At 54.5% G+C, this 23979-nt stretch carries 25 protein-coding genes and 2 tRNA genes; 22 read left to right on the top strand and 5 right to left on the bottom strand.

The features are described 5' to 3' along the window. Window positions 1–87: 87 nt before the first annotated feature. The 4 genes from BK662_RS33345 to BK662_RS33330 all read left to right on the top strand — a co-directional run bounded on the left by BK662_RS33345 (window position 88) and on the right by BK662_RS33330 (window position 2788). Window positions 88–163 (top strand) — tRNA-Phe (locus BK662_RS33345). 330 nt (window positions 164–493) lie between these two features. Next, window positions 494–1612, top strand: coding sequence for a hypothetical protein (locus BK662_RS33340; protein WP_259695980.1), 1119 nt, complete (start codon window positions 494–496; stop codon window positions 1610–1612). A 32-nt stretch (window positions 1613–1644) separates the two neighbouring features. Next, complete coding sequence (locus tag BK662_RS33335; RefSeq protein ID WP_123361110.1) at window positions 1645–2436, top strand: TSUP family transporter; 792 nt, start codon at window positions 1645–1647, stop codon at window positions 2434–2436. Between the two features lie 175 nt (window positions 2437–2611). Then, window positions 2612–2788 carry a hypothetical protein gene (locus BK662_RS33330; protein WP_259695979.1) on the top strand — a complete coding sequence of 59 codons (177 nt, stop codon included), beginning with the start codon at window positions 2612–2614 and terminating at the stop codon, window positions 2786–2788. Between the two features lie 156 nt (window positions 2789–2944). Here the strand turns inward: BK662_RS33330 and BK662_RS33325 are convergent, their stop codons facing one another. After that, window positions 2945–3394, bottom strand: a complete 450-nt coding sequence (locus BK662_RS33325; RefSeq protein ID WP_123361109.1) for a carboxypeptidase regulatory-like domain-containing protein — start codon at window positions 3392–3394, stop codon at window positions 2945–2947. A gap of 262 nt (window positions 3395–3656) precedes the next feature. Between BK662_RS33325 and BK662_RS33320 the strand changes: the two genes are divergently transcribed. The 6 genes from BK662_RS33320 to vapC all read left to right on the top strand — a co-directional run bounded on the left by BK662_RS33320 (window position 3657) and on the right by vapC (window position 7490). Beyond that, entirely contained in the window at window positions 3657–4715 is a 1059-nt protein-coding gene (locus BK662_RS33320; protein WP_123361108.1) for a PDDEXK nuclease domain-containing protein, read from the top strand. A gap of 69 nt (window positions 4716–4784) precedes the next feature. Further along, on the top strand, window positions 4785–5759 hold the full coding sequence (locus BK662_RS33315; protein ID WP_123361107.1) for an alpha/beta hydrolase family protein: 975 nt from the start codon (window positions 4785–4787) through the stop codon (window positions 5757–5759). A 37-nt stretch (window positions 5760–5796) separates the two neighbouring features. Further along, the gene (locus BK662_RS33310) at window positions 5797–6213 is read left to right on the top strand and encodes a hypothetical protein (RefSeq protein WP_123361106.1); all 417 of its coding nucleotides are present in this window, start codon (window positions 5797–5799) and stop codon (window positions 6211–6213) included. 6 nt (window positions 6214–6219) lie between these two features. Then, window positions 6220–6672 carry a hypothetical protein gene (locus tag BK662_RS33305; protein WP_123361105.1) on the top strand — a complete coding sequence of 151 codons (453 nt, stop codon included), beginning with the start codon at window positions 6220–6222 and terminating at the stop codon, window positions 6670–6672. Window positions 6673–6852: 180 nt separating this feature from the next. Continuing rightward, window positions 6853–7083 (top strand): type II toxin-antitoxin system VapB family antitoxin, encoded by a 231-nt coding sequence (gene vapB, locus BK662_RS33300; protein WP_038978541.1) that lies wholly within the window; start codon window positions 6853–6855, stop codon window positions 7081–7083. Further along, the gene (vapC, locus tag BK662_RS33295) at window positions 7083–7490 is read left to right on the top strand and encodes a type II toxin-antitoxin system tRNA(fMet)-specific endonuclease VapC (RefSeq protein WP_123361104.1); all 408 of its coding nucleotides are present in this window, start codon (window positions 7083–7085) and stop codon (window positions 7488–7490) included. The genes vapB and vapC overlap by 1 nt, the downstream gene beginning before the upstream one ends. Before the next feature lie 76 nt (window positions 7491–7566). Here vapC and gabP read toward each other — a convergent pair whose 3' ends face one another. After that, a complete protein-coding gene (gene gabP / locus BK662_RS33290; protein WP_123361103.1) occupies window positions 7567–8961 on the bottom strand; it encodes a GABA permease in 1395 nt (464 codons plus the stop codon). Window positions 8962–9512: 551 nt separating this feature from the next. Between gabP and BK662_RS33285 the strand changes: the two genes are divergently transcribed. The 10 genes from BK662_RS33285 to BK662_RS33235 all read left to right on the top strand — a co-directional run bounded on the left by BK662_RS33285 (window position 9513) and on the right by BK662_RS33235 (window position 18686). Then, window positions 9513–10286, top strand: coding sequence for an ABC transporter ATP-binding protein (locus BK662_RS33285; protein WP_007897462.1), 774 nt, complete (start codon window positions 9513–9515; stop codon window positions 10284–10286). Between the two features lie 13 nt (window positions 10287–10299). Continuing rightward, the gene (locus BK662_RS33280) at window positions 10300–11046 is read left to right on the top strand and encodes an ABC transporter substrate-binding protein (protein WP_123361102.1); all 747 of its coding nucleotides are present in this window, start codon (window positions 10300–10302) and stop codon (window positions 11044–11046) included. Window positions 11047–11124: 78 nt separating this feature from the next. Next, window positions 11125–11820 carry an ABC transporter permease gene (locus BK662_RS33275; protein ID WP_123361101.1) on the top strand — a complete coding sequence of 232 codons (696 nt, stop codon included), beginning with the start codon at window positions 11125–11127 and terminating at the stop codon, window positions 11818–11820. Then, complete coding sequence (locus BK662_RS33270) at window positions 11817–12506, top strand: ABC transporter permease (protein ID WP_123361100.1); 690 nt, start codon at window positions 11817–11819, stop codon at window positions 12504–12506. Before BK662_RS33275 ends, BK662_RS33270 begins: the two co-directional genes overlap by 4 nt. Continuing rightward, on the top strand, window positions 12487–13716 hold the full coding sequence (locus BK662_RS33265; protein WP_123361099.1) for a methyltransferase: 1230 nt from the start codon (window positions 12487–12489) through the stop codon (window positions 13714–13716). Before BK662_RS33270 ends, BK662_RS33265 begins: the two co-directional genes overlap by 20 nt. 342 nt (window positions 13717–14058) lie before the next feature. Next, window positions 14059–14883 (top strand): FkbM family methyltransferase, encoded by an 825-nt coding sequence (locus BK662_RS33260; RefSeq protein WP_123361098.1) that lies wholly within the window; start codon window positions 14059–14061, stop codon window positions 14881–14883. 78 nt (window positions 14884–14961) lie between these two features. Continuing rightward, window positions 14962–15037: transfer RNA gene (locus BK662_RS33255), tRNA-Thr, on the top strand. A gap of 164 nt (window positions 15038–15201) precedes the next feature. Continuing rightward, complete coding sequence (locus BK662_RS33250; protein ID WP_123361097.1) at window positions 15202–16530, top strand: tyrosine-type recombinase/integrase; 1329 nt, start codon at window positions 15202–15204, stop codon at window positions 16528–16530. Window positions 16531–17433: 903 nt separating this feature from the next. Then, a complete protein-coding gene (locus BK662_RS33240; protein ID WP_123361096.1) occupies window positions 17434–18414 on the top strand; it encodes an integrase domain-containing protein in 981 nt (326 codons plus the stop codon). Beyond that, window positions 18411–18686 (top strand): hypothetical protein, encoded by a 276-nt coding sequence (locus BK662_RS33235; RefSeq protein WP_102059944.1) that lies wholly within the window; start codon window positions 18411–18413, stop codon window positions 18684–18686. The genes BK662_RS33240 and BK662_RS33235 overlap by 4 nt, the downstream gene beginning before the upstream one ends. Before the next feature lie 55 nt (window positions 18687–18741). Here BK662_RS33235 and BK662_RS33230 read toward each other — a convergent pair whose 3' ends face one another. Both BK662_RS33230 and BK662_RS33225 read right to left on the bottom strand, forming a co-directional pair. Continuing rightward, window positions 18742–19026 carry a type II toxin-antitoxin system RelE/ParE family toxin gene (locus tag BK662_RS33230; protein ID WP_102059943.1) on the bottom strand — a complete coding sequence of 95 codons (285 nt, stop codon included), beginning with the start codon at window positions 19024–19026 and terminating at the stop codon, window positions 18742–18744. Then, window positions 19016–19258, bottom strand: coding sequence for a CopG family ribbon-helix-helix protein (locus tag BK662_RS33225; RefSeq protein ID WP_010453436.1), 243 nt, complete (start codon window positions 19256–19258; stop codon window positions 19016–19018). The genes BK662_RS33230 and BK662_RS33225 overlap by 11 nt, the downstream gene beginning before the upstream one ends. Window positions 19259–19534: 276 nt before the next feature. On the opposite strand from BK662_RS33225, the gene BK662_RS33220 reads away from it, so the two are divergent. Both BK662_RS33220 and BK662_RS33215 read left to right on the top strand, forming a co-directional pair. Beyond that, window positions 19535–20191, top strand: a complete 657-nt coding sequence (locus tag BK662_RS33220; protein ID WP_123361095.1) for a hypothetical protein — start codon at window positions 19535–19537, stop codon at window positions 20189–20191. Next, entirely contained in the window at window positions 20188–21297 is a 1110-nt protein-coding gene (locus BK662_RS33215; RefSeq protein WP_123361094.1) for a helix-turn-helix domain-containing protein, read from the top strand. The genes BK662_RS33220 and BK662_RS33215 overlap by 4 nt, the downstream gene beginning before the upstream one ends. Before the next feature lie 510 nt (window positions 21298–21807). Here the strand turns inward: BK662_RS33215 and BK662_RS33210 are convergent. Beyond that, window positions 21808–23562 carry an anti-phage dCTP deaminase gene (locus tag BK662_RS33210; RefSeq protein WP_218273952.1) on the bottom strand — a complete coding sequence of 585 codons (1755 nt, stop codon included), beginning with the start codon at window positions 23560–23562 and terminating at the stop codon, window positions 21808–21810. Window positions 23563–23979 lie beyond the last annotated feature (417 nt).

The raw sequence follows: 23979 nt of genomic DNA, 5'->3' as shown, positions 1-23979 counted from the left end.
GTCGGATCGTAAGCGACGGTAATAATTAAAATTTTTTTGAAAACTTTCTTGACGACCCCCTGAAAAACCAGTTTAATGCGCCCCGTTGCCCAGATAGCTCAGTCGGTAGAGCAGGGGATTGAAAATCCCCGTGTCGGCGGTTCGATTCCGTCTCTGGGCACCAAATACCGAAAACCCTGAATCGCAAGATTCAGGGTTTTTTTATGCCTGGAATTTGATGATGCATTGTTCCAGTCACCCTCGAAGCGCCGGACGAAGCATCAATTCCCACCTCCAGGCGCCACGCCAGCAAGCATCTGCAACGCCTTCCGAAGCTGAGCCCAGAATGGCATCAAGCATTGGTGATCGGCCCTTCTCGCAGTCTCTCAGGTTTGTCGGAACGCTCCGTATGCTTTAACGGAAGTGGATGACATACGCTGATCATCGGATTGGGCAGAATCGTGGGAGGAGCTGCCGCATCACCGGGAGCAGATACACAACAGGGATGTAGACAATGACTGACTCCATCAAACGGGATGTCGAAAACGCTGAATTTTTTACTGAACAGGACATCAGAATTTTCAGCTTTGATACTCGGCAGTCAACACGGCTTCACACGCTCGCCGAAGAACTGGCCGCCATTGGCGGGCCGCAGGCACCAGGAGCCAAGTCCAAAGCCTCTTTGGCTGCCACAGAACTAAAGTGCTCGTTTTCGAAAGACCAGTGCGAGCTGCTGGCGGCCTACTCCAATGGCCTTGTTTGCGCGTTGATCTTTGAAGGGCTGCAAAAAATCACCGATGGCAGCCCTCCAAATGAACTACCCAACCTGACATCCCTGGAAAATCGCTACGACGTCCTTTGCCTGGGAGCCCGTAATCAGATCTTGCTGAAACTGGTGGATAACATTTCCTTTGCATATGACATGGACAACGAAGGAAAGCTGGTTCGATTGGTGGCCAACTTCAAAGGTGGTGGACTCACCAAAATCAATGCCGAGCCGGACATCAAAGAACTGAGTTCCCATTCCGGCCTCGCGCTCGGCCCGCATACCGAAGCGCCTTACTGGTGCGCCGTGAACGCAAAAGACGGGCACTCGCCCTCTCCGTCGTCGCTCATACTTTCCGCCCTGTGGAACCCGAGCCTGGAAGCTACACGGGTCATTCCGTTGCCTCCCATATTAGAAAAAATCGGCGTCACCCACTGCCTCGCACTGACCACGGGTAACTTCCGGTTCACTCGTAGCGACTCTTTTGTCAGTGGCAAAGGGGGAGATGGTCGCAACGTATCGATTCTGGAGTTTGACGACAAGGTCGGGTTCGCAGCGCGCTTCAACTCATATCGCTTTTCGGTCAATGACAACGCCTCGAATTTTGTCAGAACGGCCTACTCCGCCCTTTGCCGGGGGGTAAGCGAAGCAACTCCAGTCGAGTACACGCTGACGCAAGAGTCGGCCATGGTCATCAATAACGTCCGCTCTCTGCACTGTCGCGATGTCATTAAAGACAACAGACGGGTCCTGGTTCGTATTTTTGGGCTTTCAAAATTTCTTCCCCTGTCGTTATTTCGGAGGACCCGTTACTGCTGCAGGGCTGATTTTTTAAGCATTCAAGCTGCGGAAGGACCAATCATGTGATTACTGGCCAATAACTAGAAAGAGGGAATGCAATGTCTTGGGATTTAATAGGTATGTTGGCGCTTGTCGCTTTTTTCGCCGGTTTTTTTGATGCGATTGCCGGTGGTGGAGGTTTGATCACCTTACCTGCATTATTTCTGGCCGGCGTAGATCCGATCAGTGCAATTGCAACGAACAAGTTTCAGGCCGCTTCGGCAACTGTTTCGGCCACTGTAACCTTTGCTCGCAAAGGAATGATCGAGTGGCGCGAAGGCCGTTTCCTGGTGATCTGCGGATTTATTGGCGGCGCCAGTGGCGCCTTGCTGGTCAGCTCTATTGATAAGCGCTATCTGGAAGTTTGCGTGCCTGTCATGCTGATTCTGGTGGCTCTATATTTTGCTTTCTCTCCCAAGCTGGCCAATGAAGATCGACGCAAGAGAATCGGTATTCTGCTTTTTTCGTTTACCGTGGCGCCGATCCTGGGCTTTTACGACGGTATATTTGGCCCCGGTGTGGGCTCTTTCTTTATTGTCGGGTTTGTACTTCTCTGCGGCTTGGGCATGATGCGGGCCATGAGTTTTACCAAACTTGCCAACGCCTCATGCAACCTGGGTTCTTTGTCGGTCTTCATTACCAAGGGTGTGATTATTTGGCCGATTGCCATAGCCATGGCTCTGGCGGCCTTCATCGGCGCTCAATTGGGTGCACGAGCCGCCGTTCGCGTCGGTCCACGGTTGATTAAACCCATGTTGATCGTGGTCTGCTGCGCCTTGGCCATCAAGCTGCTGAGCGTAGAAAGCAATCCCTTGCGCGTCGCGGTCCTTGAATCGTTGGCTTCGCTGTGATTACCGGTGCGGCGCTGGGATATTGCGGGCTCGGTTTCCGGTTGTCTTCTACGACTTGTTCCTACACGCAGAGGGCTTAAAACAGCGGCACGTGGCTGCCGGTATATGCGCACGACAAAGCCTGGCAGCGTCTGGATGATGCGCTGGTTGAAATGCGTCAGGAGGCGAACAAGCCATGAAGGCGGACCTTCCGAGAAAAGCCATTCAAGCTATTGCCGGGGCCATGAGCAGTCACCAAAGCATGGCAACGCAACTTCTTAGCGACGAGGCGACCAGAGAAGTATTTATAACGGTGCTTTACGAGTCGCTGAAAAAAGACGCAGGAACGGATCTGATCGAACAGGCCAGGTAACAGCAGCTACAAGGGATGTGAGCTCTGAGCCAGAAGATAATATGCATCACCCGCTCAGCTTCTGAGCCTTGGCATTGCTCGCCCCCCCCTGTAGGGGCGTTCCGGCTGATTCAAATCGTGAATTCAGCCCAAGCCAAGGCGCAAAAGCTGCCTCCGCTAGTTTTCAGTCCCCCAGTGGAAAACCAGATTGCGAGCAGCATCGCTGCCTATATCCGCTGTATCCCGCCGCACCTCACCCTTATGTGTCGCGACAACGGTGTACTTGCCGGCAGGCAGCTGAACGTAAACCAGCGGCCCAGCCTCACTCAGCGTCAGCACGGGTTGCCCTGCGGCTTTTTGAATGACCACATCCACATCGGGAACGTATTCATCCTTAGGCCCGGTGGAGAAAGTCATGTGCAAGTTGTAGCCCTGGGTTTGTTGAATGGCTCGAGCCTCATCCTCTCCAATTCCCCCGGACAGGTAAGTAATCCCGTTTTGCTGTTGCTGATGGACTTGCACGCCTGTGCTGTCGATCGGTTCAAGACTGGCGGCATTAAGCACGACTGGAAACATCATTACGCCGACGGCGGCGATGGGCAGCATGAATGAATGGACGTTCCTCATGATGGCGACTCCCGGGTTACGCAGAACCCAATCGTTACTCTTTTTAGATTTGTTGCTGAATGTTCAAGTTTTAGATCGATTCGAACTTGGACCCACTGCGAATCGGACTACGTGATGTGCTCCTCATGCATGGGCTGCTGTCGGCCCGGTCCTGCAAAGCAAATTCGCCTTTCCTTCCGGTTTACCAGCAACGCCCGGCATCGCGGACTATCACTCTCTTGCCATCCTCTTCCGCCTGTTTCCTTCAGCCGCGGAAAATCTCATGAGCCCCCTCAAATCCGGTAACACTCAAGATCCACAGATCACTTCACTGCTCGGCAATCTTGGCGAATTGATCAAGGAAGCGCGCCAGAAAGTGCTGAGAGCGGTCGATACCGTACAGGTGCAAACCTGTTGGCAGATCGGGCGGCATATTGTGGAGTTCGAGCAGGAAGGCGCTCGGCGGGCGGTGTATGGCAAGCAGTTGCTGTCGACGCTGGCGAAAGTACTGACGTCGGAGTTTGGGAAAGGTTTTGACGAACGCAACCTGCGATACATGCGGGACTTTTATCAGACCTTTCCAATTTGGAACGCAGTGCGTTCCGAATTGAGCTGGACCCACTACCGCAGACTGCTACGAGTCGACAACGACAATGCTCGCCATTGGTACATGAACGAATCTGCCCTGCAGAATTGGTCAAGTCGCGCCCTCGAGCGCCAGATCAATACCCTCTATTATGAACGTCTGCTGGCGAGCCGCGACCGAGTTGCCGTCAAACAGGAAGCCGCCACCAATATCCAGCAGATGAACACCACCCCTCGGGATTTCATCCGCGACCCAGTCTTATTGGAATTTCTCGGCCTGCCCAATGCGGGCTTGATCCAGGAAAGCGAATTTGAACAAGCATTGATCAATCAACTCCAGGGCTTCCTGCTCGAATTGGGCAAAGGCTTCGCCTTCATCGCTCGCCAGCAACGCATCAGTACCGAGAGCAAAGACTTCTACATCGATCTGGTGTTCTACAACTACCTGCTCAAGTGCTTCGTCATCTTCGACCTCAAGCGCGGCGTACTGACCCACCAGGATGTCGGCCAGATGGATATGTACGTGCGCATGTACGACGACCTCAAGCGAGGACCGGAGGATGGCCCTACCGTCGGCCTCATTCTCTGCGCACAAAAAGATGAATCAGTGGTGCGCTATTCAGTGCTGCAAGGCAACGAACAATTGTTCGCCAGTACATACAGACTGGTGCTGCCGAGCGAGGAGGAACTTCGCACAGAACTGGATCGGGAATGGGCGGTGCTTGAGGAGCGGTTACTCAAGCAAAGGCTCCGATAAGCACCGGTGGATTGTTCATAAACAGCATGAAGACTAAGGTGGTTGGCTAACCGCAAAGGTTCAAAGCCGATGAATTTGCAGGACATGCCCTCACTGGCCCCGACGCAACTTGAATTGCCGTTACCCACCGGCACACCTGGTGAATCTTTCAAGGAGCCCGCCGCCGACGGCTTCATCCTTGGTGGCTTCACCTGGCGGCATGCGAATCAAGATCCGACCCGTCCGGTGGTGATCATCAACGCCGCTACTTCAGTCCGTTGCCGACACTACTCGCGCTTCGCCGATTACCTGTTCGCCAACGGCTTCGACGTGATCACCTATGACTACCGCGGCATCGGCGAGTCGCGCCCGGCGTCGCTGAAGGGGCTTGAGGCCTCATGGTCCGACTGGGGCGCACTGGATTTCGAGGCGATGCTGCAAAGGGCACAACGCGAGTTTGCGGAACAACCCATCAATGTCGTCGGCCACAGCTTTGGCGGTTGCGCGGCCGGACTGGGAGCTTCTGGGCATGTGATCCGACGCCTGGTGACGGTGGGTGCGCAGTTCGCTTACTGGAGCGACTATGCCCCTGCTCATCGCTGGCGAATGTTTGGCAAGTGGCATGTGGTGATGCCATTGATGACCATGCTGTACGGCTACTTTCCCGGCAAACGCCTCGGCTGGCTCGAAGACACCCCGGCCGGTGTAGTCCGCGACTGGAGCATGCCCACCGCCCGATACGAGAAACGCCCCAGCGGCCGTGTCATTCACGCCAAAAACGGTCAGCTTCCCTTCGCCAACGTCACCGCCCAGACCCTGGCGATCAGCCTCAGCGACGATCCCTACGGTACGATTCCGGCCATCGAACGCCTGCTCGGCTACTTCACTGGCAGTACAAACACCCACCTGCGAATCGCCCCCGAAGACATCGGCGAAGAAGAAGTCGGACATTTCGCCTTTTTTCGCAGCGCATACCAAGCCACACTATGGCCCATTGCATTGTCCTGGCTGCAGACCGGCGAGCTGGCCCCCGATACACCCGGGCGGCGAGTGCCACGCAGTTGATGGATGCGCCCCCTCAATGAATTACGGAACGACGCCCATGGCCTCCGCCAACAAGCAGAACAAACGCGCCTCCCGCGCCAAAGCCAAGGCCAAGCAGAACCGCACCCAGCGGGCTGCCGCGCCGGTCGAGCTGGACCCGAACGACGATCGCATCGACTTCGAATCGGTGGACCTGACCGAACTGTTCAAGAAAATGATCGACGCCGAAAAAATCAGTCAACAAGCGATGTGCGCAGCCTTCCTCGAAGACCCGCTGCTGGAACTGGTGTACGAGCAGGAAGGCGAAGAAGGCGCAATGGACTTCATCCTCGCGGCACTGATCGAATACCGCCAATGGTCTACCGAGACAGACGAAGCCGGCGCCCTGGCGTGGATCGAGTCTGCGGCCTTCCAGGCTGACTACGTGGCGGCGTCCGACGCCATCGCGGCCCAAACCCAACAGAAACCAAACTGAGTTCCCATGGCATCCCTGAACAAGCAACAGAAACGCGCCAAACGCGCAAAGGCCAAAGCCAAGCAAATCCGCATGGTTGGCAGAAAACCCGCCGAGCTGGACGACGACCTGGGCGAACTCGGCGAGCCGATCCCGGAATACACCCTGGCGATGTTCAGCAAAATGCGTGACGCCGAGGCCACCAGCCGCAACGACATGCTGCTGACCCTGCTGTCGAACCTCGCCGAAATCATCAGCGACCATCCAGAACTGCTGGACATGGAAAACGCCGACAACGAAGCCATGGCCGCCACGCACCTGGCCGCCGACATGCTGATCGACTACCGCATGTGGGCCGATGGCATGGACCGCGACGCCGCCCAGGCCTGGCTGACCGACCCGCAATTCATCACTGACTTTGGCGATGCGCTGGACAGCTATCGCCAGTCGCTGGACCTGCCGGTCGAAAAGGCCGAGTAAGGCCACTCTGGAAGTAAAAACGGCTGCTTGTCATCTCTGACAGCAGCCGTTTTTTGTAACCATTGAAACTGTCGCGACTATCACAACCTTTCATCAGTCATCGCGTATATCCCATTGACATATCCCAACAAAATTCTATCCTTCTGACTTCAAGCGTCAGCAAAGCGCAGGAGGCCTGCCATGGAACAAACCACCCTTTTTATGAGCAATCGAAGCCAGGCCGTCCGCCTGCCCAAAGCCGTCGCAATGCCCAGTGATGTGAAGCGTGTCGATGTTATCGCTATCGGCAGGACTCGCCTCATCACCCCGGCAGGAGAAGCCTGGGATAGCTGGTTCGACGGCGAAGGCGTGAGCGCAGACTTTATGGCTGACCGTGAGCAACCAACCGATCAGGAGCGTGAGTCGTTTTAATGATCAAATTCATGCTCGATACCAACATCTGTATCTTCACCATCAAGAACAAGCCACAGGTTGTACGCGAAGCCTTCAATCGTCATCACGGCCAGCTATGCATAAGCGCTGTCACCTTGATGGAGTTGATTTACGGTGCAGAAAAATCTGCCGCACCTGAAAAAAACCTCGCTGTCATCGAGGGCTTTGTTGCCCGTCTTGAGATCTTGCCTTTTGACTATGAAGCAGCAGCACACACCGGAATGATTCGCTCGGAATTGGCTAAAGCAGGGACACCAATAGGCCCTTATGACGACATGATTGCCGGCCACGCACGCTCACGAGGGTTCACCATCGTGACGAATAATCTACGGGAATTTGAGCGTGTATCCGGTTTACGAGTTGAAGACTGGGTGCACCCCGCTTGAATCGAGCACAACAGACAAAACAAAAACGGCCGCTTCTCATCACTGACAGCGGCCGTTTTGCATTACCCAGCGCGAATCAGTTCAACACCACTGCCCCACGCCGTTCTAGTTTGCGACGGCGAGCCACAAACAACCCGGCAGCCACTACCAACAAGCTCAACAGACCGGTCGCGAGGATCTCCACGCGATGGGCTTCCTGGAACAGCATGATAGTCAGGGCCGCAACGATGAATATGATCACCGCGTAGGTCAGGCCCGGGAACAGCCACATGCTGAAGGCGATTTTTTCACCGCGAGCCATACGCTGCTTGCGCATACGCAGTTGCGAAATCGCGATCACCAGGTACACCAGCAAGGCGATGGCGCCAGAGCTGGCCAGCAGGAATTCGAATACTGCGGCCGGAGCCACGTAGTTGGCGAACACTGCAAGAAACGCAGCTGCGGTCGACAGCATCACGGCCCAGTAAGGTGTGCCGCTGCTGTTGGTGCGCTGGGAAACGGCCGGCGCATCGCCGCGTTTGCCCAACGAGAACATCATGCGCGAAGCAGTGTAAAGCGCCGAGTTCAGGCAGCTGGTTACCGCAACCAGAACCACGATATCGACGATCAGCTTGGCATTCGGGATACCCATGCGCTCCAGCACAGTCTGGTAGGAACCGACGCTGGCCAGAATCGGGTCGTTCCATGGCACCAAGGCCACAACGATGAAGATGGATACGAGGTAGAACAAGCCAATCCGCCAGATGACCGAGTTGGTCGCCTTGGAAATCTGCTGGCCAGGGTTCTTCGATTCGGCGGCCGCGATGGTCACGATCTCGGTGCCCATGAAGGAAAACATGGTGGTCAGGATGGCACCCAGCACAGCGCCCATGCCGTTTGGCAGGAAGCCTTGAGTGTCGAACAGGTGCGAGACGCCGCTAACCTGGCTGGTTGGCAAAAAGCCGAAGATCGCCAGAATGCCAAGACCGATAAAGCCGATGATCGCTACGACTTTGACCAGGGCGAACCAGAACTCGAACTCACCGTAGTTCTTCACACTGAACAGGTTGGTCACCGTTAGCAGCAACGTGATCACCAAGGTGAAGGCCCAGATCGCCACATTCGGAAACCAGGCATGCAGGATGGTCGCGGCAGCGTTAGCCTCCAGAGGAATGACCAAAACCCAGAACCACCAATAGAGCCAGCCGATGGTGAAACCGGCCCAGTGACCGATCGCGCGATCGGCGTACGTCGAGAAGGAGCCTGTGTCTGGCGATGCAACGGCCATCTCGCCGAGCATTCGCATTACCAGAACCACCAGAGCACCGGCGGCCGCGTAGGCCAATAGCACGGCCGGGCCTGCAGCGGCGATGGCGTGGCCGGAACCGACAAACAGCCCGGCGCCGATAACCCCGGCGATCGACAGCATGGTCACATGACGCGGTTTTAGCCCCTGTTCGAGGCCATTGGAGGAGCTTTGGCTACTGCTCATTAAGACTACCTTTGCAAGGAAAGCGATGACGTCGGCCCGGTCTGCATTCCCTCTCGTAAAAAGAATCCAACAGGGCGTTTCTTATTCTGCACGCAATAATTGCGCCAAAATATTTCATGCGCCCGTGATACGGGGCCTGCACGCTGATCGAGCCGTCATCGCAAGTCATTGAGATTAATGGCATTTCGCCATAGCGTTACTCTGCCACCCACTTCGGTAACGAATAAACGCACCAAAAACCCATCAAGAAATACAGGCGCGCACAATAAAAGTGCAGATCAGGAACGTTTGTCCGGTTAGCGCTTCCAACCCCCCGTCAAAGCTGGCAACATCGCGCCTTTTTTTACGCGACAGCCACGCCGAAGCCAGTTCAAACGACTGTTCGGTTGTTGATGGGGCGACAGTCTGCTGTGCCGATGCGACAACCTGCCACATGCCACCCGTTTACCGTCCGTAGCGCTGTTGGCTGCCATTCGAACGCTATGCTAGCTTGGCCGCCTCGCCAGGAAGGCCGCCAATAGCAGGAGCGCAAAACACTATGAGGAACGCACATGGCTGAGGCCACGCCCGCGCTTGAAATCCGCAACTTGCACAAACGCTACGGACAGTTGGAGGTGCTCAAAGGCATCTCGCTGACCGCCCGCGACGGCGACGTGATCTCGATCCTGGGTTCCTCCGGTTCCGGCAAGTCCACGTTCCTGCGTTGCATCAACCTGCTGGAAAACCCGCACCAGGGCCAGATCCTGGTAGCCGGCGAAGAACTCAAGCTCAAAGCCGCCAAGAACGGCGAACTGGTCGCTGCCGACGGCAAGCAGATCAATCGCCTGCGTAGCGAGATTGGTTTTGTATTTCAAAACTTTAATCTCTGGCCGCACATGAGCGTGCTCGACAACATCATCGAAGCCCCGCGCCGCGTGCTCGGCCAAAGCAAAGCCGAAGCCATCGAAGTCGCCGAAGCCTTGCTGGCCAAGGTCGGCATCGCTGACAAGCGTCACGCCTACCCGGCGCAACTTTCCGGCGGCCAGCAGCAACGCGCGGCCATCGCCCGTACCCTGGCGATGCAACCCAAGGTGATTCTGTTCGACGAGCCCACCTCCGCCCTTGACCCGGAAATGGTCCAGGAAGTACTTAATGTCATCCGCGCATTAGCCGAAGAAGGCCGCACCATGCTGCTCGTGACTCATGAAATGGGCTTCGCCCGTCAGGTTTCCAGTGAAGTGGTGTTCCTCCACCAGGGCCTGGTAGAAGAACAAGGATCGCCGCAGCAGGTGTTCGAAAACCCGCTTTCGGCGCGGTGCAAACAATTCATGTCCAGCAACCGCTAACGGAGCTACCCGCATGCAGAACTACAAAAAAATCTTCCTGGCCGCTGCTGTCACCCTGGCCTTCAGCGCCGGTGCCGCCGCCGAGACTTTGAAGATGGGCATCGAAGCGGCCTACCCGCCGTTCAACAACAAAGATGCCAGTGGCAATGTCGTCGGCTTCGACAAAGATATCGGTGATGCCCTGTGCGCCAAGATGAAAGTCGAATGCACCGTGGTTACGTCCGACTGGGACGGCATCATCCCGGCCCTGAACGCCAAGAAGTTCGATTTCCTGATCTCCTCGATGTCGATCACTGAAGAACGCAAGCAAGCGGTGGATTTCACCGCCCCGTACTACTCCAACAAGCTGCAGTTCATCGCGCCGAAAAACGTCGACTTCAAAACCGACAAGGCTTCGTTGCAAGGCAAGGTGATCGGCGCCCAACGCGCAACTCTGGCCGGCACCTGGCTGGAAGACAACATGGAAGGCGTTGAAGTCAAACTCTACGACACCCAGGAAAACGCCTATCTGGACCTGACCTCTGGTCGTCTGGACGGCATCCTGGCCGACAAGTACGTCAACTACGAGTGGCTGAAAAGCGACGCCGGCCGTGCTTACGAATTCAAGGGCGACCCGGTTGAAGAAAGTGACAAGATCGGTATCGCTGTTCGCAAGAACGACCCGATCCGCGAGAAGCTTAACGCCGCGCTGAAGGAAATCGTCGCTGACGGCACTTACAAAAGCATCAACGACAAGTACTTCCCGTTCAGCATCTATTGATTCTGACCTGCCTGACCGGCGCCGTTCGCTGACGGCGCCAGTCCTTGGCATTGCCTGCCGCGATTTGAAAAGAAATCCATGATTATCGACCTCTACGGATTCGGCCCGGCGCTCGCCGCCGGTGCGCTGATGACTGTGAAACTGGCACTCTCGGCCTTGTGCCTGGGGCTGGTGCTCGGTCTGCTCGGCGCCTTGGCCAAGACTTCCCCGTACAAGCCGCTGCAATGGCTTGGCGGCACTTATTCCACGCTGGTTCGCGGCATCCCGGAGTTGCTCTGGGTGCTGTTGATCTACTTTGGCACGGTCAACCTGATGCGTGCCCTGGGCGAGTTTTTCGGCAACCCCGACCTCGAACTCAACGCCTTCGCCGCCGGCGTGATTGCGCTGGGGCTGTGCTTTGGCGCCTACGCCACGGAAGTGTTTCGCGGTGCGATTCTGGCGATCCCAAAGGGTCACCGTGAAGCCGGCGTGGCCCTGGGCCTGTCGAAATTTCGCATCTTTACCCGGCTGATCATGCCGCAGATGTGGCGCATCGCCCTTCCCGGCCTGGGCAACCTGTTCATGATCCTGATGAAAGACACCGCGCTGGTCTCCGTCATCGGCCTGGAAGAAATCATGCGTCACACACAAATCGGCGTGACCATATCCAAGCAACCGTTCACCTTCTATATGGTGGCCGCCTTCATGTATCTGGGCCTGACCATTTTGGCCATGATCGGCATGCACTTTATGGAACGACGCGCCGCTCGCGGCTTCGCGAGGAGCACCCAATGAACTGGGAAGTCATCATCAAGTGGCTGCCGAAACTGGCTCAGGGCGCGACGCTGACCCTGGAGCTGGTGGCTATCGCCGTGATCGCCGGGTTGCTGCTGGCAATTCCGCTGGGCATCGCTCGCTCGTCGCGACTCTGGTACGTGCGGGCATTCCCCTACGGCTACATCTTCTTTTTCCGTGGCACACCGTTGCTGGTTCAGCTGTTCCTGGTCTACTACGGCCTGGCGCAGTTCGACGCGGTGCGTAACAGCTCGATGTGGCCGTACCTGCGCGATCCGTTCTGGTGCGCCACGGCGACCATGACCCTGCACACCGCGGCTTACATCGCCGAGATCCTGCGCGGTGCGATTCAGGCGATTCCACCGGGCGAAATTGAAGCGGCTCGGGCGCTGGGCATGTCCCGGCCCAAAGCGCTGTTCTACATTATGCTGCCCCGTGCCGCGCGCATTGGCCTGCCGGCCTACAGCAACGAAGTCATCCTGATGCTCAAGGCCAGCGCCCTGGCCAGTACCGTGACCTTGCTGGAATTGACCGGCATGGCCCGCACTATCATTGCCCGCACCTACCTGCCGGTGGAGATCTTCTTCGCGGCGGGCATGTTCTACCTGCTGATGGCTTACGTGCTGGTTCGTGGCTTCAAGCTGCTGGAGCGCTGGTTGCGCGTCGATGCCTGCCAAGGGCGTTGATGCCTGCGTGCTGACGGGCGAGGCCCTGCTCGCCCGCTTCACCGCGCTGGATGCTTTTCTGATCGAGTATCAGGCGCTGTGGAAGCCTAGACCGTTTACTCATCTGCAATTGCCTTGGGAAGCGTCCTACCCGGAGTTGGCGTTTTGGCTACGCGGGCGCTCGTTGGAGGATGCGGAAAGCAGTCATAACCAACCTTGTTTGCTCGATGCGCCGAAGCCGTTTGCTTCATTGGCGGCGATGTCTGCTGAACTGAGCGCGGTGGGTGAATTGCCGACTCATGCACTTGAAGTGGCAGGCCATCGCTTGAACGTGGATGTTCCGGGACGCAAATGGCAGCAGATCGAAGCCTTCGCCAGTCGGTTGGAGTTCGCTTCGGCGCCGAAGCATTGGCTGGATTGGTGTTCAGGCAAAGGCCATTTGGGGCGACGCCTGCTGCAAACCGGGCAACAACTGACCTGCCTGGAATACGATCCGACGCTGGTCGCCAGCGGCCGAGCGCTCAGCCAGCGTCATCAATTGCATGCATTACATGTCGAGCAGGATGTACTCGCGACTGGCGCAGCCTTTTTATTGAATGCCGATCACACGCCTGTCGCGCTGCACGCCTGCGGTGATCTGCATGTGCGGCTGATCCAGCTCGCCAGCGCCGCCGGTTGCAAACAACTGGCCATCGCACCCTGCTGCTACAACCGGATCAGTCTGAACACCTATCAGCCGCTTTCCTGTGCGGCTGAGCGCTCCGACCTGCATCTCTCACTCGATGATCTGGCGCTGCCGATGAGCGAAACCGTCACCGCCGGCGCTCGCGTCCGACGCCAGCGCGACACTTCCATGGCCCGGCGCCTGGCGTTCGACCTGCTGCAACGGCAACTGCGCGGCGTCGATGAATACCTGCCGACCCCTTCTCTGCCCAGCGCCTGGCTGGACAAACCTTTCGCCAATTACTGCCGCGATCTGGCTGCACTCAAAGACTTATCCACAGTCGGCGCGCCAGATTGGACTACACTGCAAGCCGCCGGTTGGCAGCGCTTGGCCCAAGTGCGCAACCTGGAGCTGCTGCGAGGCCTTTTCCGACGGCCGCTAGAGCTGTGGCTGGTACTTGATCGGGCACTTTTCCTCATTGAGCAGGGTTATACCGTTCGCCTCGGCACCTTCTGTGAAACGCTACTCACACCACGCAATTTCCTGCTCTTGGCAGAACGCCCTTAAACAGCCTCAGCCTGTGGATAACTCTGTTGATGGAATTATCGTGGATCCAATATCCACGCTGTTTTATGCCATAAACATTGCTGGTCATTTTTTGTTCACACAAATAAAAAACCCGCAAAACAGGCATTTGCGGATAAATGAGAACGAGTCTACAAAATCGTAATGAACAGGCAATCGCCCCTAGTCCATTGTGCATAAGCATTTCATCAAAACGACATAACCGCCGAATACCGGACACCCACAGCGGAAAATTGCGCCTTGCAACACCCCTTGCTATACCAGCATGCAGGGGCGCCGACAGTGCGGCCATGAACAGAACAATCTGACCGACAGGATGCAACCGTGACGTTCATTTCTTACGCACAGAATTTCGAAGACATCCGCCTGTGGCGCGCCCTCAAATACGTCGAAAACGGCTTCTATATCGACATCGGTGCCAACGACCCCACCCAAGACTCCGTCACCAAAGCCTTCTACGACCGTGGCTGGACCGGCATCAACGTCGAACCCATGCCAAATTACTACGACGCCCTGTGCCAACAACGCACCAACGACATCAACCTGCAATGCGTGGCCGGCGAAAGCGCCGATGATCTGACCTTCTACGGCATCGCCGGCACTGGCCTCTCGACCCTTGACCCCGCCCTGGCCCAGCAACACAAAGACGCCGGCCTGGACGTGCGCAGCCAGACCGTCAAATCCCGCACCCTGGCTTCCATCTGCGAACAATACGCCCGGAACCGCCCGATCCACTTCCTGAAAATCGACGTCGAAGGTCACGAAGAAACCGTTCTGCGCGGCATGGACTTCACTCAATGGCGGCCGTGGATCATCCTCATCGAAACCCCATGGGAACGCGACCAGACCTGGGAAACCCTCGTCACCGACGCCGGCTACAAGTCCATCCTGTTCGACGGCATCAACACCTACTACCTCGCTGAAGAACACCTGGCCCTCAAACCCGCCTTCGACATCCCGCCGTGCAACCTGGACGACTTCCAGTTCTGCCGCGGCCACAACTTCAGCCACCCCGTCACTGACCCCGAAAACCACCTCGCCGCCGCCCTGCAACGCGCCGAACACGCTGAAGCGCAGCTGCGAGCCATGCAAAACAGCCGAATCTGGCGCACCCTTCAGAAACTCAAAAAAGTACTGGTTCGCGCCTGACCGAAAGCCTGCGCAAAAATAGTCTGAATTCAGGGGTTTACAGAACCAACCCAATCGCTATAATCGTCGCCCTAACACGCCGGTATAGCTCAGTTGGTAGAGCAACTGACTTGTAATCAGTAGGTCCCGGGTTCGACTCCTGGTGCCGGCACCACATTAAGCTCCATTGCATTCCACCGAATGCTCTGGAAGCCCCGAAAACCCGCCCTTTGGCGGGTTTTTTCGTTCCAGGACCCTCTGTCGGGATCCAACAAAATCCCCCTTCCCCGAGGGTATGTTAGGGGTACTGCGATTTCCCGGTCAGGAGCGCGTACCCCTATGCCACGTCTAGCGATCCCCCTCAGCGACCTGCAATGCCGCACGGCCAAAACCCGCGAACGCGCCTACAAACTGTTCGACGGCGGCGGCATGTACCTTTTCGTCAAACCCAATGGCGTGAAGACCTGGCGCTTGAAGTACACCAAGCCCAGCGGCAAGGAAGGTACGCTCATCATCGGTAATTACCCCATCGTTACCCTTTCCGTCGCACGACGTAAGCGAGACGAAGCCAAGGCGTTGCTGCTCGACAACCTCGACCCAATGGAAGAAAAGAAGAAGGCCAAGATCGTAGCCCAGCGGGCGGCACTGCTTTTCGAAACCGTTGCTCTGGAGTGGCACGCCGACATGTCCCGTCGCTGGACCGAAGGACACGCAAAAACCGTGATGAGCCGACTGCGTACCCACGTCTTCCCGCTGATCGGCCAACGACCCATCGCTGAACTCGATACCCATGACCTGCTAGAGATCACCCAGCGCATCAAGGAACGCGGCACCATGGATGTGGCGTTACGGGTACAGAACTACTTATCCACCATCATGCGCGGGGCCAAAAGGGCTCGGCAGATCACCATGAATCCTGCACTGGATCTGGCAGGCTCGATTCACGCGCCGCGCACAGTCCATCGCCCGGCCCTCTCCCTCAACCGCCTACCCGAACTGCTACACCGTATCGACAACTACAACGGCCGCGAGCTGACGCGCCTCGCCGTCCTGCTGACGTTGCATGTATTCGTCCGCTCCAGCGAACTGCGCTTCGCGCGATGGAGTGAGTTCGACCTCAAACGCGCCATGTGGGAAATCCCCGATACACGCGCACCGATTGAAGGGGTACGCAACTCCACACGAGGGACCAAGATGAACGGCGACATTCAAATGGTTCCGTTATCGCCGCAGGTCATCGAAATACTGGAGCGCCTGCGCAGCCTCAGTCGCTTTTCAGAGTTGGTGCTACCGGGCGACCACAAGTACTGGAAGCCCATGTCCGAGAACACAGTGAACACCATGCTCCGCAACGTCGGCTATGACACCAGCAAGGACGTATGCGGTCACGGCTTCAGGACCATGGCCTGTAGCGCCCTGCTTGAGTCCGGGTTATGGACCGACGCAGCCATCGAAAGACAAATGAGCCACAAGGAACGCAACCGTGTGCGCGCCGCGTATATCCACAAAGCTGAATTTCTGGAGCAGCGCCGGCTGATCATGGCGTGGTGGAGCAACTACATCGACGCCAACCGCCATGGGCATGTGACGCCTCACGAATTCGCTCACCCAGTCGGTGACAACATCACCGCCCTGCAAAAAAGCCGTGGCGCATTCAAACGTGGGTAAGCCAATGAGATCACCGCAGTCCGCCCTTCTACGCGGGTCCATCCAAGCGGGGCTGCAAAGCCGCCCTGCTTGGATGGACCTCACTTAAAAAATCGAAAGCCCACGCAACTGTCTGTGGAAAACCACTGATTTCCACCGGTGGATAATTTCATCCACAGCCGCAGAACTCCCGAAAATTCGAGCCTTGACCCGAATTATCCACAGGCGTAGAAAAGATCGGGCAAAGCGCTGTCGTTGACAGCAACCCAGGTAGCCAGAACCTTTAAGGCTACGCCACACCGTGGTGGTTCACCCAAAGTGCGATTAGCGTCCGGCGGCTCGCACGGTCACTCACCGAGTGATGGATGCCTACTTTTACCAGTGTGCCCACTGCGGCAACTTCCCCCTTTCATAGCTGCCTTGCAGCAACCTATTGCTTGGCCATTTCCTTGCGCCAACCTGCGCCCGTCTCTTTCTCCCGGAAAGAGACGGGCGCGTCTACCGCTGCTGCAGCCCAACTCGTACAAGGCTTTGCGGCATTCCCCCTCGTGACAATCGGCGTGACAAACACCGAAGTCACCAGCAACAGCGATGCAGATGATGGTGCCGCAGCCCAGGGAATGGAGTGCACCTGACTGACAGTCAGGCATGCCTCAGTCATCGCATCGCTGCCTTCTCCCAACTCAGGATCTCGCGGCGCCGGTCTCGTCAGCCAGTGCAGCCTCCACCCGCCCACTTCCTCGGAAGTGCTCAGGAGGCACGATCATGAGATGCCCAAGCTCCCGGTCGTAAGGAGCCGCCAGTCCCGCGTTAGTGGACAACCCTCACAGGCCGCAGGGGCCTTGATCCCTGATAACACTCAGCATTCTTGGCGGGATGACGTGGGGAAAGTTTCAAAGGTTTGGCTTCGAGAGGAGTTTGATCATGGCATTGGTGGGTAGACGGGATGGGCGGAATTTCGGTTATGGCCGGCAACTGAGCTACGCCGGGCCGCAAGCGCTGAAAGATCTGTTTGGCGGCGGACATTACGGCACGGTCAAAGCGCACAGTGATCGGTGGCAGGCGTTTGTTCGGTGGTGTCGGTCAGAGGATGGGCCAGGGTTTAACGATGCGCGGCAGATTGATCGGCAGACTTTGCTGGATTACGCCGGGCATTTGCGGCAACAAGTTGAACATGGTGAGATTGCAATCGCGACTGCGCAAAATCGGTTATCCAGCATCAACCGCACCCTGGCGGCACTTCGCGGTGATCAGTATGTGAAAGTGCCGAGTCCGAGCAAAGCGCTGGGCATTCAGCGCACGGCTGTTCGCACCTCCGCGCCGCAAGGCCAGGATCGTGAGCAGCTTGAAGGCATCATCAATGCCCTCGGCGAGCACCATCTGCCACGTGCCACCGCTATTGTGCAGCTGGCAAGAGCGACCGGCATGCGCTTGCGTGAAGCTATCCTGGCGGACCTCGTGCGATTGAAACGAGAAGCGGAACAACTCGGCAAGATCAACATCCAGGATGGCACCAAAGGCGGTCGCTCGGGAGCGTTCGCACCTCGCTGGATAGTTGCAGATGAATATGTTCGGGAGGCATTGAACTACGCCGAGCATGTATCGCCCGAAGGTAGTCGTAACCTGCTGGCACCTAATGAAAGCTACCGAGACCTCCAACTGGCAGTCCTCCGTCCCGCACGGGACATCCTGCATACCCATAACCTCAAAGGCTTTCACGAATTGCGGGCGGCCTATGCGTGTGAACGCTATGAGCAAATCACTCAGCATTCTGCGCCCGTTAATTGCGGTCATTGCTTTCAGCTAGACCCACGTTTGGATCGTGAGGCTCGGGTGCAAATCAGCTATGAACTGGGTCATCGACGTATTGATATAGCGTCGGCATACATCGGAGGCCGAGTATGAACAAAGTATTTGATATGGAGTTGTTTCTGGCGGGAGCTCTGAGTGGGTCGCATGCCACCTGCTTGCGCCACATTCGGCAGGCCACGGCCATTCAGACTGCAATTGCCGACCGCTGGCATCGAGACAATCCCTGGACGTGGCAGCAAAAGCATCTCGTGTGGTTTTTAAATCACTGCCTGAATAGGCATGCGGAATCGACACGCTATTACTTTGTGCTGACGATGCGGTTACTTACGAAACGGTTAGGGAAGTCTTGGCAATTCGGCCACTAGGCATCGGACTGCAGGAAGAGGCATTTCATTCTATCCAGAGCGTTTTTACGCGCCTTCACCACTTGGTGCGAGGGCGTTGCCGTGTGTGAAACACACCGAGGATTTGGAGGCGATCACCACGTACTCGATAGGGAATGAGATAGGACCAGTTCGGCACTGCCCATTCGCGCGTATTTTTGACTCGACCTTCACGGCCCATGGCTGGAAATTGGGCCAGCTTGTCCACGCTGGCAAAGATCGCATCGGAGAAGTCGTCAGCAGCCTTGGGGTTTTCAAGGGCTATGTAACTAGCTTCGTCTTCCAGGTTTTTGAGGGCTTTTTCCAGCCACTCAACGCGCATTCCTGCTCCAGCGCCGGGCTCGCATAGCTGCTACCTGCTCATCGGTGGCGAATTTACCTTGATCGGCTTCCTCTACCGCAAGTTCGATCTGTGCAGTCAGTGTCCTCTCGTGCTCGATGTAGTCGCGAAGAACGTCCATCGCCAAGTAGCTCACACTTTGGCCATTCGTCTTGGCCAGATCGGCGAGAGAGTTCGAAAGGTCTTCCGGCAGGTTCAGGGATATCCCGGTCATGGCAGCCTCGCTAGTGAACGTTTGTTGGGAATTTTACACCGTCAAGCGCCCACATAAATTAGCAGGTCGTCGCGAGGAACTTCACGATGTTTTTCGTTTTCAGGCTGATCTGCTTTGCTGCGTTTGCTTGAGAATTGCGGCATAAACAGGCATTGGCGTCACGAAAGCGAGGAAAGCCAAGGAAAAAATTGCCACCTATCCGATCTCATCGGGCTTCCTATTTTTCAACATCAAATGATGTTATAAAAGCGGAAATAATCTGATGGAGGCATCCCTGTGACGCCGAAGCAAATTTTTAATCTGCAAACCTCCTCCAATCAAGAGTTGCTCGAAGCCATTGGGGTGTCAGAGGCCGAGCTCAACTCTGTCGTTCTGCAGTGTTATCGAGCTTTTGCTTCGGTGAGTCCACTTCATCCAAAAGGCTACTCTGGGACGAGCGGCTGGGCTGATGGCACTCAGGCAATCAGAGCAATTCTTCTCCCGAAAAGCTGGAAGCCGACTAACCCCAAGGGCCAGCCAAGAGTTGTTTCTCCTGGCGGACGTTACGCAATCACGGTTAGTAGTGGTGATGTGAATACTGGGAACCCTAACCAGACACCACAGACGAAGAATGCTAAAGGTGCGCAAACCTCAAAAAGTGTAGCGTTCAATTCAAGGCAGGGAGATCTGTTTCGCTCTGAGGCGTCTTCGACAGTGGAGCTCCCGTCTCGTGATGATGAGCAGATGCTATGGATTCTTCTGTATTACGTAGACCTTGCTGGTGAAGAGATTCGGTATGAGCTCTCCTGCCCTATTGCAATCGGGGATAACGGAAAGGTTGACGGTTGGTCTGCTCGGATTATCATGCCGGCGATCCGTCTGGGGACACCTGATCCTTTTGGTGCGCCAGATCCTGAACAGAACCTCGATATTCCGGTTATTCCAAAATTATGAGAGATATAAGCGATTTCAACCCTAGCCGCTTGGTACTTGCACGCCAGCGGCGAGGATGGACAAAAAAATCGCTTGCTGATTTGGTGGAGCTAAGCACAAAGAGTATTTCAAACTTTGAAAATGGAGATTCTCCACCGACAGAGCAGAGTATTCTTGCTTTAGCTTCGAAGCTCGACTTCCCGGTCGAGTTTTTTTTCGGGCCTGACATTCAAGCTCCATCAGACGAGAATGCCAGCTTTAGATCTTTCTCTCGCATGACGGCTGCGCAGAAGAATGCTGCCTTGGCGGCAGGTGGGATCGCCTACCTTTTAAGTGATTGGATCGATCAACGATTTGATTTACCTAAAGTGTCGGTGCCGGATCTGTCTGGCATGGATCCTGAAATGGCAGCTGAGTCTGTTCGCGCTGCATGGGGGTTGGGACATTCGCCCATAAAAAATATGGTTCATCTCTTGGAGTCCAGGGGAGTCCGAGTTTTTTGTCTTGCGGAAGAAACTAGCCAAGTAAACGCTTTTTCTTGTTGGCGCAGGGGTTCTACTCCTTTTGTTTTTTTAAATACCATGAAATCAGCAGAGGCCAGCCGCTTTGATGCTGCGCATGAGCTTGGCCATCTGGTTCTTCATCAGCATGGGGAAAACAAAGGAAAAGAAGTTGAGCATGAGGCTAATGCGTTTGCCTCCGCATTGCTAATGCCTAAAGATAGTGCTCTAGCGTATGGTTGGCAGTGTAGAACAACTGCTGATGTAATTCGCTTAAAGAAATTTTGGAACGTTTCAGCAATGGCTCTGGCTTTCAGGTTGCACCGAGTTGGAATATTGACTGAGTGGCTTTATCGGAGCATTTGTATAGAGCTTTCCAGTATGGGAGCAAGAACTAAAGAGATTAATCCTGGGCCTCATGAAACTTCACAAGTATTACAAAAAGTTCTAAGTTATGCGCGCGACAAAGGATTATCAGTTAAATCTATTGCGCACGAACTAAATGTCACGGCTAATGATTTGAACCAAATTCTCTTTGGATTGGCGCCAGTGGTTATAGAGGGGAACCTCAATACGACGGAGCATAGTGTCGTTGGAAAAAAACCAGTGCTCCGTCTAGTCACGTGATACTTTCGTGCCATAATCCTTATAGTGTTAAGCGTATGTACTGCTTTTGAGCATGGCCATACATGCCATATAGCCCAGTTGACTGTAATACCTGGTGTAGTGGCAAATCAGTTTCTGATATTTACCATTACTGCCCCAAGACCAAAACAGCTCCGCTGCCGCAGCATGTCGAGGTTCGACCTCGATCTTGAGAGGAGCCCGTCAAGCGGCGGTTAGGACGTGCTGAGGCGCAGGCACTATTTGCCGATACTCATATCAGTACATCCCCATGCATTGTAACGCTAGGGGATATACGCTGATAATTTATGCCCAAGGCTATGTCAATCGGATAGCAGATTCGGCCTAAATTTTAATTGGAGTCAGCTTTTTTCGCGTTCTCGAGGAGGAGATGGCGAGCGTGGGCTTCCCTGCGCAGCCTTCAAAGACTCTTGCTTCCAGGTGGGCCACTGCTCTACGACCCGGCGAGACTCATTGAGGTAATTGATAAAATCTTGCTTGTTGCTGTTCATATTAGTTTTCCTCTATGTACCTTGATAGCAGAGCTGCAGCTATGGTTTCACGTTCCATGTACGAACAAGGCAACATCTGGGTGCGCAATTTAGCATCAGTCTCTTTCCAGTCAATCGTTTGGCCATGCTCAGTTTTGCGGGCGACTGGATACCCGCTACCGAGATTTGTGGAGAATAGGTTAAAAAAGCTTCTAGGTCCAACGCCAATAAATGGTTCGAAAACGACATTTTTACTGCGTTTGTCTAGCGAAATTGAGTCTGAATGAAACTCTAAGGCTTTGCTTTTTGGGTAAGGCTCGACATATACAACTCGTTTAATTCCAGCCGCAACTATATGTTTAGCGCAGTTGTGGCAGGGAAATGTTGTGCAGTACAAATCACTTTCTGCAGTGCTGACACCAGATCTCGCACTGGAAAGTAGCGCCTCCATTTCAGCATGAACAACACGCCCATATTCAGTAATGTCTTTAATTTTACTGTTTTTGATAAGCGGTGCCAGCTCCTCTCGATATTTTTCAGGCACTGCTTCTATTATGCCTTCAATTATTAACCGCTTTTGGATCGCGTTCGAATCTTCTCCTTTCATGTAGTCTCGGCCATCGGCGACATCAGTGATTTCTTGAGTCGTTTCATCTTTGTCTGGCCAATACAGCCCGCCATGGGCTTTGGGGACGTCATTTGCCCCCGTCGAGATTATGCAGCGGTTTTTTGTAAGTACGGCACCAACTTGCCGGGAAAGATCTGCGGACCTTAAAGAAGCTGAGAAGGCCATAAACATAGCATACTCATCAAATGTTGGTGTTATATATGGCTTTCCAAAAAGCAGATCTAGAATTCTCCATATTTGTTTTTTTAGAGAGTCAGAATTGCCATTATAATCAATGAAAAAATCTGAAAGATGGTAGGTATCGCGAGTGTGTTGACCGTACTCTTCTCTTTCGTCTGCGTCTCTTTCTATTAGTCTAGAGGCTTGCTCTTTTGTCATTGATTTGTCTTTTGTTAAAAACTCATACCTTCGTGTGTGATCCGCATGTACGCCAATGAGAAAAAAGCCATCTGAATATATTTTTCTGAGCTTTTGGACTTCGGCTGGGCTTTTTAATGAATTTATAATAAAAGCGTTGCGCCGAAGTGGTTCTTGTTTCCCCCTGGACTTATTTATTTGTGCCGCTGCCCCTAAAGCCAATATCGAATTATCTCGACTTTCTTTGCGCAGCCTATTACCTTCTTCCATGTAAGAGCTTATTCGGTCGAACTCATGTGTACTTTGCGAAGGGTTCCCGATGTTTGCAATTATATCAGCAGATATTTTTATATTTCTAGTTTCGTATTTGAATATTTTCAGCCGATCAGTTATTAATTTTGATACTTCGGGAAGATCTGTTCCGATTGTCCCAACGAGCCCTATGATAAGTTCGGAATCAGAATATGTATCGTCTATAAAGTATGTATTTTCTGAGGTGTCCTCTACAGATAGCTCCGCAACTATTTCTTCAGCACTTCCCGACACTTCTCTGGCATCAGCTTCATTATGAGCTTCAGTATTCAAGAGCGGTTCTACCGATGCTCTAAGTTTTTGAGCAAAATGAGCTTTACCTTGAAACAGAATCCCACCAGTTGATGGGTACCAATTTAATATTCCTTTGCTTTTTGTTTTAAATTGGTGTTGGTTATTATTTATTTCTCGCCACTCGCCGGCTGAGGCGATTGGTTCAAGTTTTTTCTTGAGCTCCTCTAAACTTCCATCGAATCGCATGCTCATTCCCTTCAACCGATTTTTTTGTAATTAAACATGTGAAACTGGCGCAGCGTTTGGCGCAATTCCATCAAGATAGCCCCGAAATCTTTCGTTGGCTAGGTATCGGGCTACGGGTGTGAGTGATTGAGCAAACTGTCTCTATCTTTGTCGGTTGAAGACCTAGGGTTTCTGGCTTGCCTATTTTAAATTGACAGCAATAACTGACTGTTTACTCGATGACCCATCGCAGCTGAAATCTCATAGGAGCTCTCGCTCTCTAGTCAAAGGATAACCGGCCGCGCAGCTTCGCCGAGGGCTTAGACGGAAAACGTAAGGTGAGCACCAAGCTTTTAAGGATAGAAATAGAGGTAAATGAGAGCTGAATATGAGTGCAACATATTAATATTATTATTATTTTTAGTACGGCTCGACTCC

It is taken from the genome of Pseudomonas frederiksbergensis (assembly GCF_003732275.1).
Lineage (GTDB): Bacteria > Pseudomonadota > Gammaproteobacteria > Pseudomonadales > Pseudomonadaceae > Aquipseudomonas > Aquipseudomonas frederiksbergensis_H.
This window is presented reverse-complemented; position numbering and strand designations above follow the sequence as displayed.

What these genes read in the sequence shown, in the direction of transcription:
- BK662_RS33270 (WP_123361100.1), top strand. Translation starts at nt 11,817, where the DNA reads ATGAACTGGGAAGTCATCATCAAGTGGCTGCCGAAACTGGCTCAGGGC.
- BK662_RS33315 (WP_123361107.1), top strand. Translation starts at nt 4,785, where the DNA reads ATGAATTTGCAGGACATGCCCTCACTGGCCCCGACGCAACTTGAATTG.
- BK662_RS33210 (WP_218273952.1), bottom strand. Translation starts at nt 23,562, where the DNA reads ATGCGATTCGATGGAAGTTTAGAGGAGCTCAAGAAAAAACTTGAACCA.
- BK662_RS33230 (WP_102059943.1), bottom strand. Translation starts at nt 19,026, where the DNA reads ATGCGCGTTGAGTGGCTGGAAAAAGCCCTCAAAAACCTGGAAGACGAA.
- BK662_RS33305 (WP_123361105.1), top strand. Translation starts at nt 6,220, where the DNA reads ATGGCATCCCTGAACAAGCAACAGAAACGCGCCAAACGCGCAAAGGCC.
- BK662_RS33280 (WP_123361102.1), top strand. Translation starts at nt 10,300, where the DNA reads ATGCAGAACTACAAAAAAATCTTCCTGGCCGCTGCTGTCACCCTGGCC.
- BK662_RS33250 (WP_123361097.1), top strand. Translation starts at nt 15,202, where the DNA reads ATGCCACGTCTAGCGATCCCCCTCAGCGACCTGCAATGCCGCACGGCC.
- BK662_RS33235 (WP_102059944.1), top strand. Translation starts at nt 18,411, where the DNA reads ATGAACAAAGTATTTGATATGGAGTTGTTTCTGGCGGGAGCTCTGAGT.
- BK662_RS33340 (WP_259695980.1), top strand. Translation starts at nt 494, where the DNA reads ATGACTGACTCCATCAAACGGGATGTCGAAAACGCTGAATTTTTTACT.
- BK662_RS33330 (WP_259695979.1), top strand. Translation starts at nt 2,612, where the DNA reads ATGAAGGCGGACCTTCCGAGAAAAGCCATTCAAGCTATTGCCGGGGCC.
- BK662_RS33325 (WP_123361109.1), bottom strand. Translation starts at nt 3,394, where the DNA reads ATGAGGAACGTCCATTCATTCATGCTGCCCATCGCCGCCGTCGGCGTA.
- BK662_RS33335 (WP_123361110.1), top strand. Translation starts at nt 1,645, where the DNA reads ATGTCTTGGGATTTAATAGGTATGTTGGCGCTTGTCGCTTTTTTCGCC.
- gabP (WP_123361103.1), bottom strand. Translation starts at nt 8,961, where the DNA reads ATGAGCAGTAGCCAAAGCTCCTCCAATGGCCTCGAACAGGGGCTAAAA.
- BK662_RS33240 (WP_123361096.1), top strand. Translation starts at nt 17,434, where the DNA reads ATGGCATTGGTGGGTAGACGGGATGGGCGGAATTTCGGTTATGGCCGG.
- vapB (WP_038978541.1), top strand. Translation starts at nt 6,853, where the DNA reads ATGGAACAAACCACCCTTTTTATGAGCAATCGAAGCCAGGCCGTCCGC.
- BK662_RS33320 (WP_123361108.1), top strand. Translation starts at nt 3,657, where the DNA reads ATGAGCCCCCTCAAATCCGGTAACACTCAAGATCCACAGATCACTTCA.
- BK662_RS33215 (WP_123361094.1), top strand. Translation starts at nt 20,188, where the DNA reads ATGAGAGATATAAGCGATTTCAACCCTAGCCGCTTGGTACTTGCACGC.
- BK662_RS33285 (WP_007897462.1), top strand. Translation starts at nt 9,513, where the DNA reads ATGGCTGAGGCCACGCCCGCGCTTGAAATCCGCAACTTGCACAAACGC.
- BK662_RS33310 (WP_123361106.1), top strand. Translation starts at nt 5,797, where the DNA reads ATGGCCTCCGCCAACAAGCAGAACAAACGCGCCTCCCGCGCCAAAGCC.
- BK662_RS33265 (WP_123361099.1), top strand. Translation starts at nt 12,487, where the DNA reads ATGCCTGCCAAGGGCGTTGATGCCTGCGTGCTGACGGGCGAGGCCCTG.
- BK662_RS33275 (WP_123361101.1), top strand. Translation starts at nt 11,125, where the DNA reads ATGATTATCGACCTCTACGGATTCGGCCCGGCGCTCGCCGCCGGTGCG.
- BK662_RS33225 (WP_010453436.1), bottom strand. Translation starts at nt 19,258, where the DNA reads ATGACCGGGATATCCCTGAACCTGCCGGAAGACCTTTCGAACTCTCTC.
- vapC (WP_123361104.1), top strand. Translation starts at nt 7,083, where the DNA reads ATGATCAAATTCATGCTCGATACCAACATCTGTATCTTCACCATCAAG.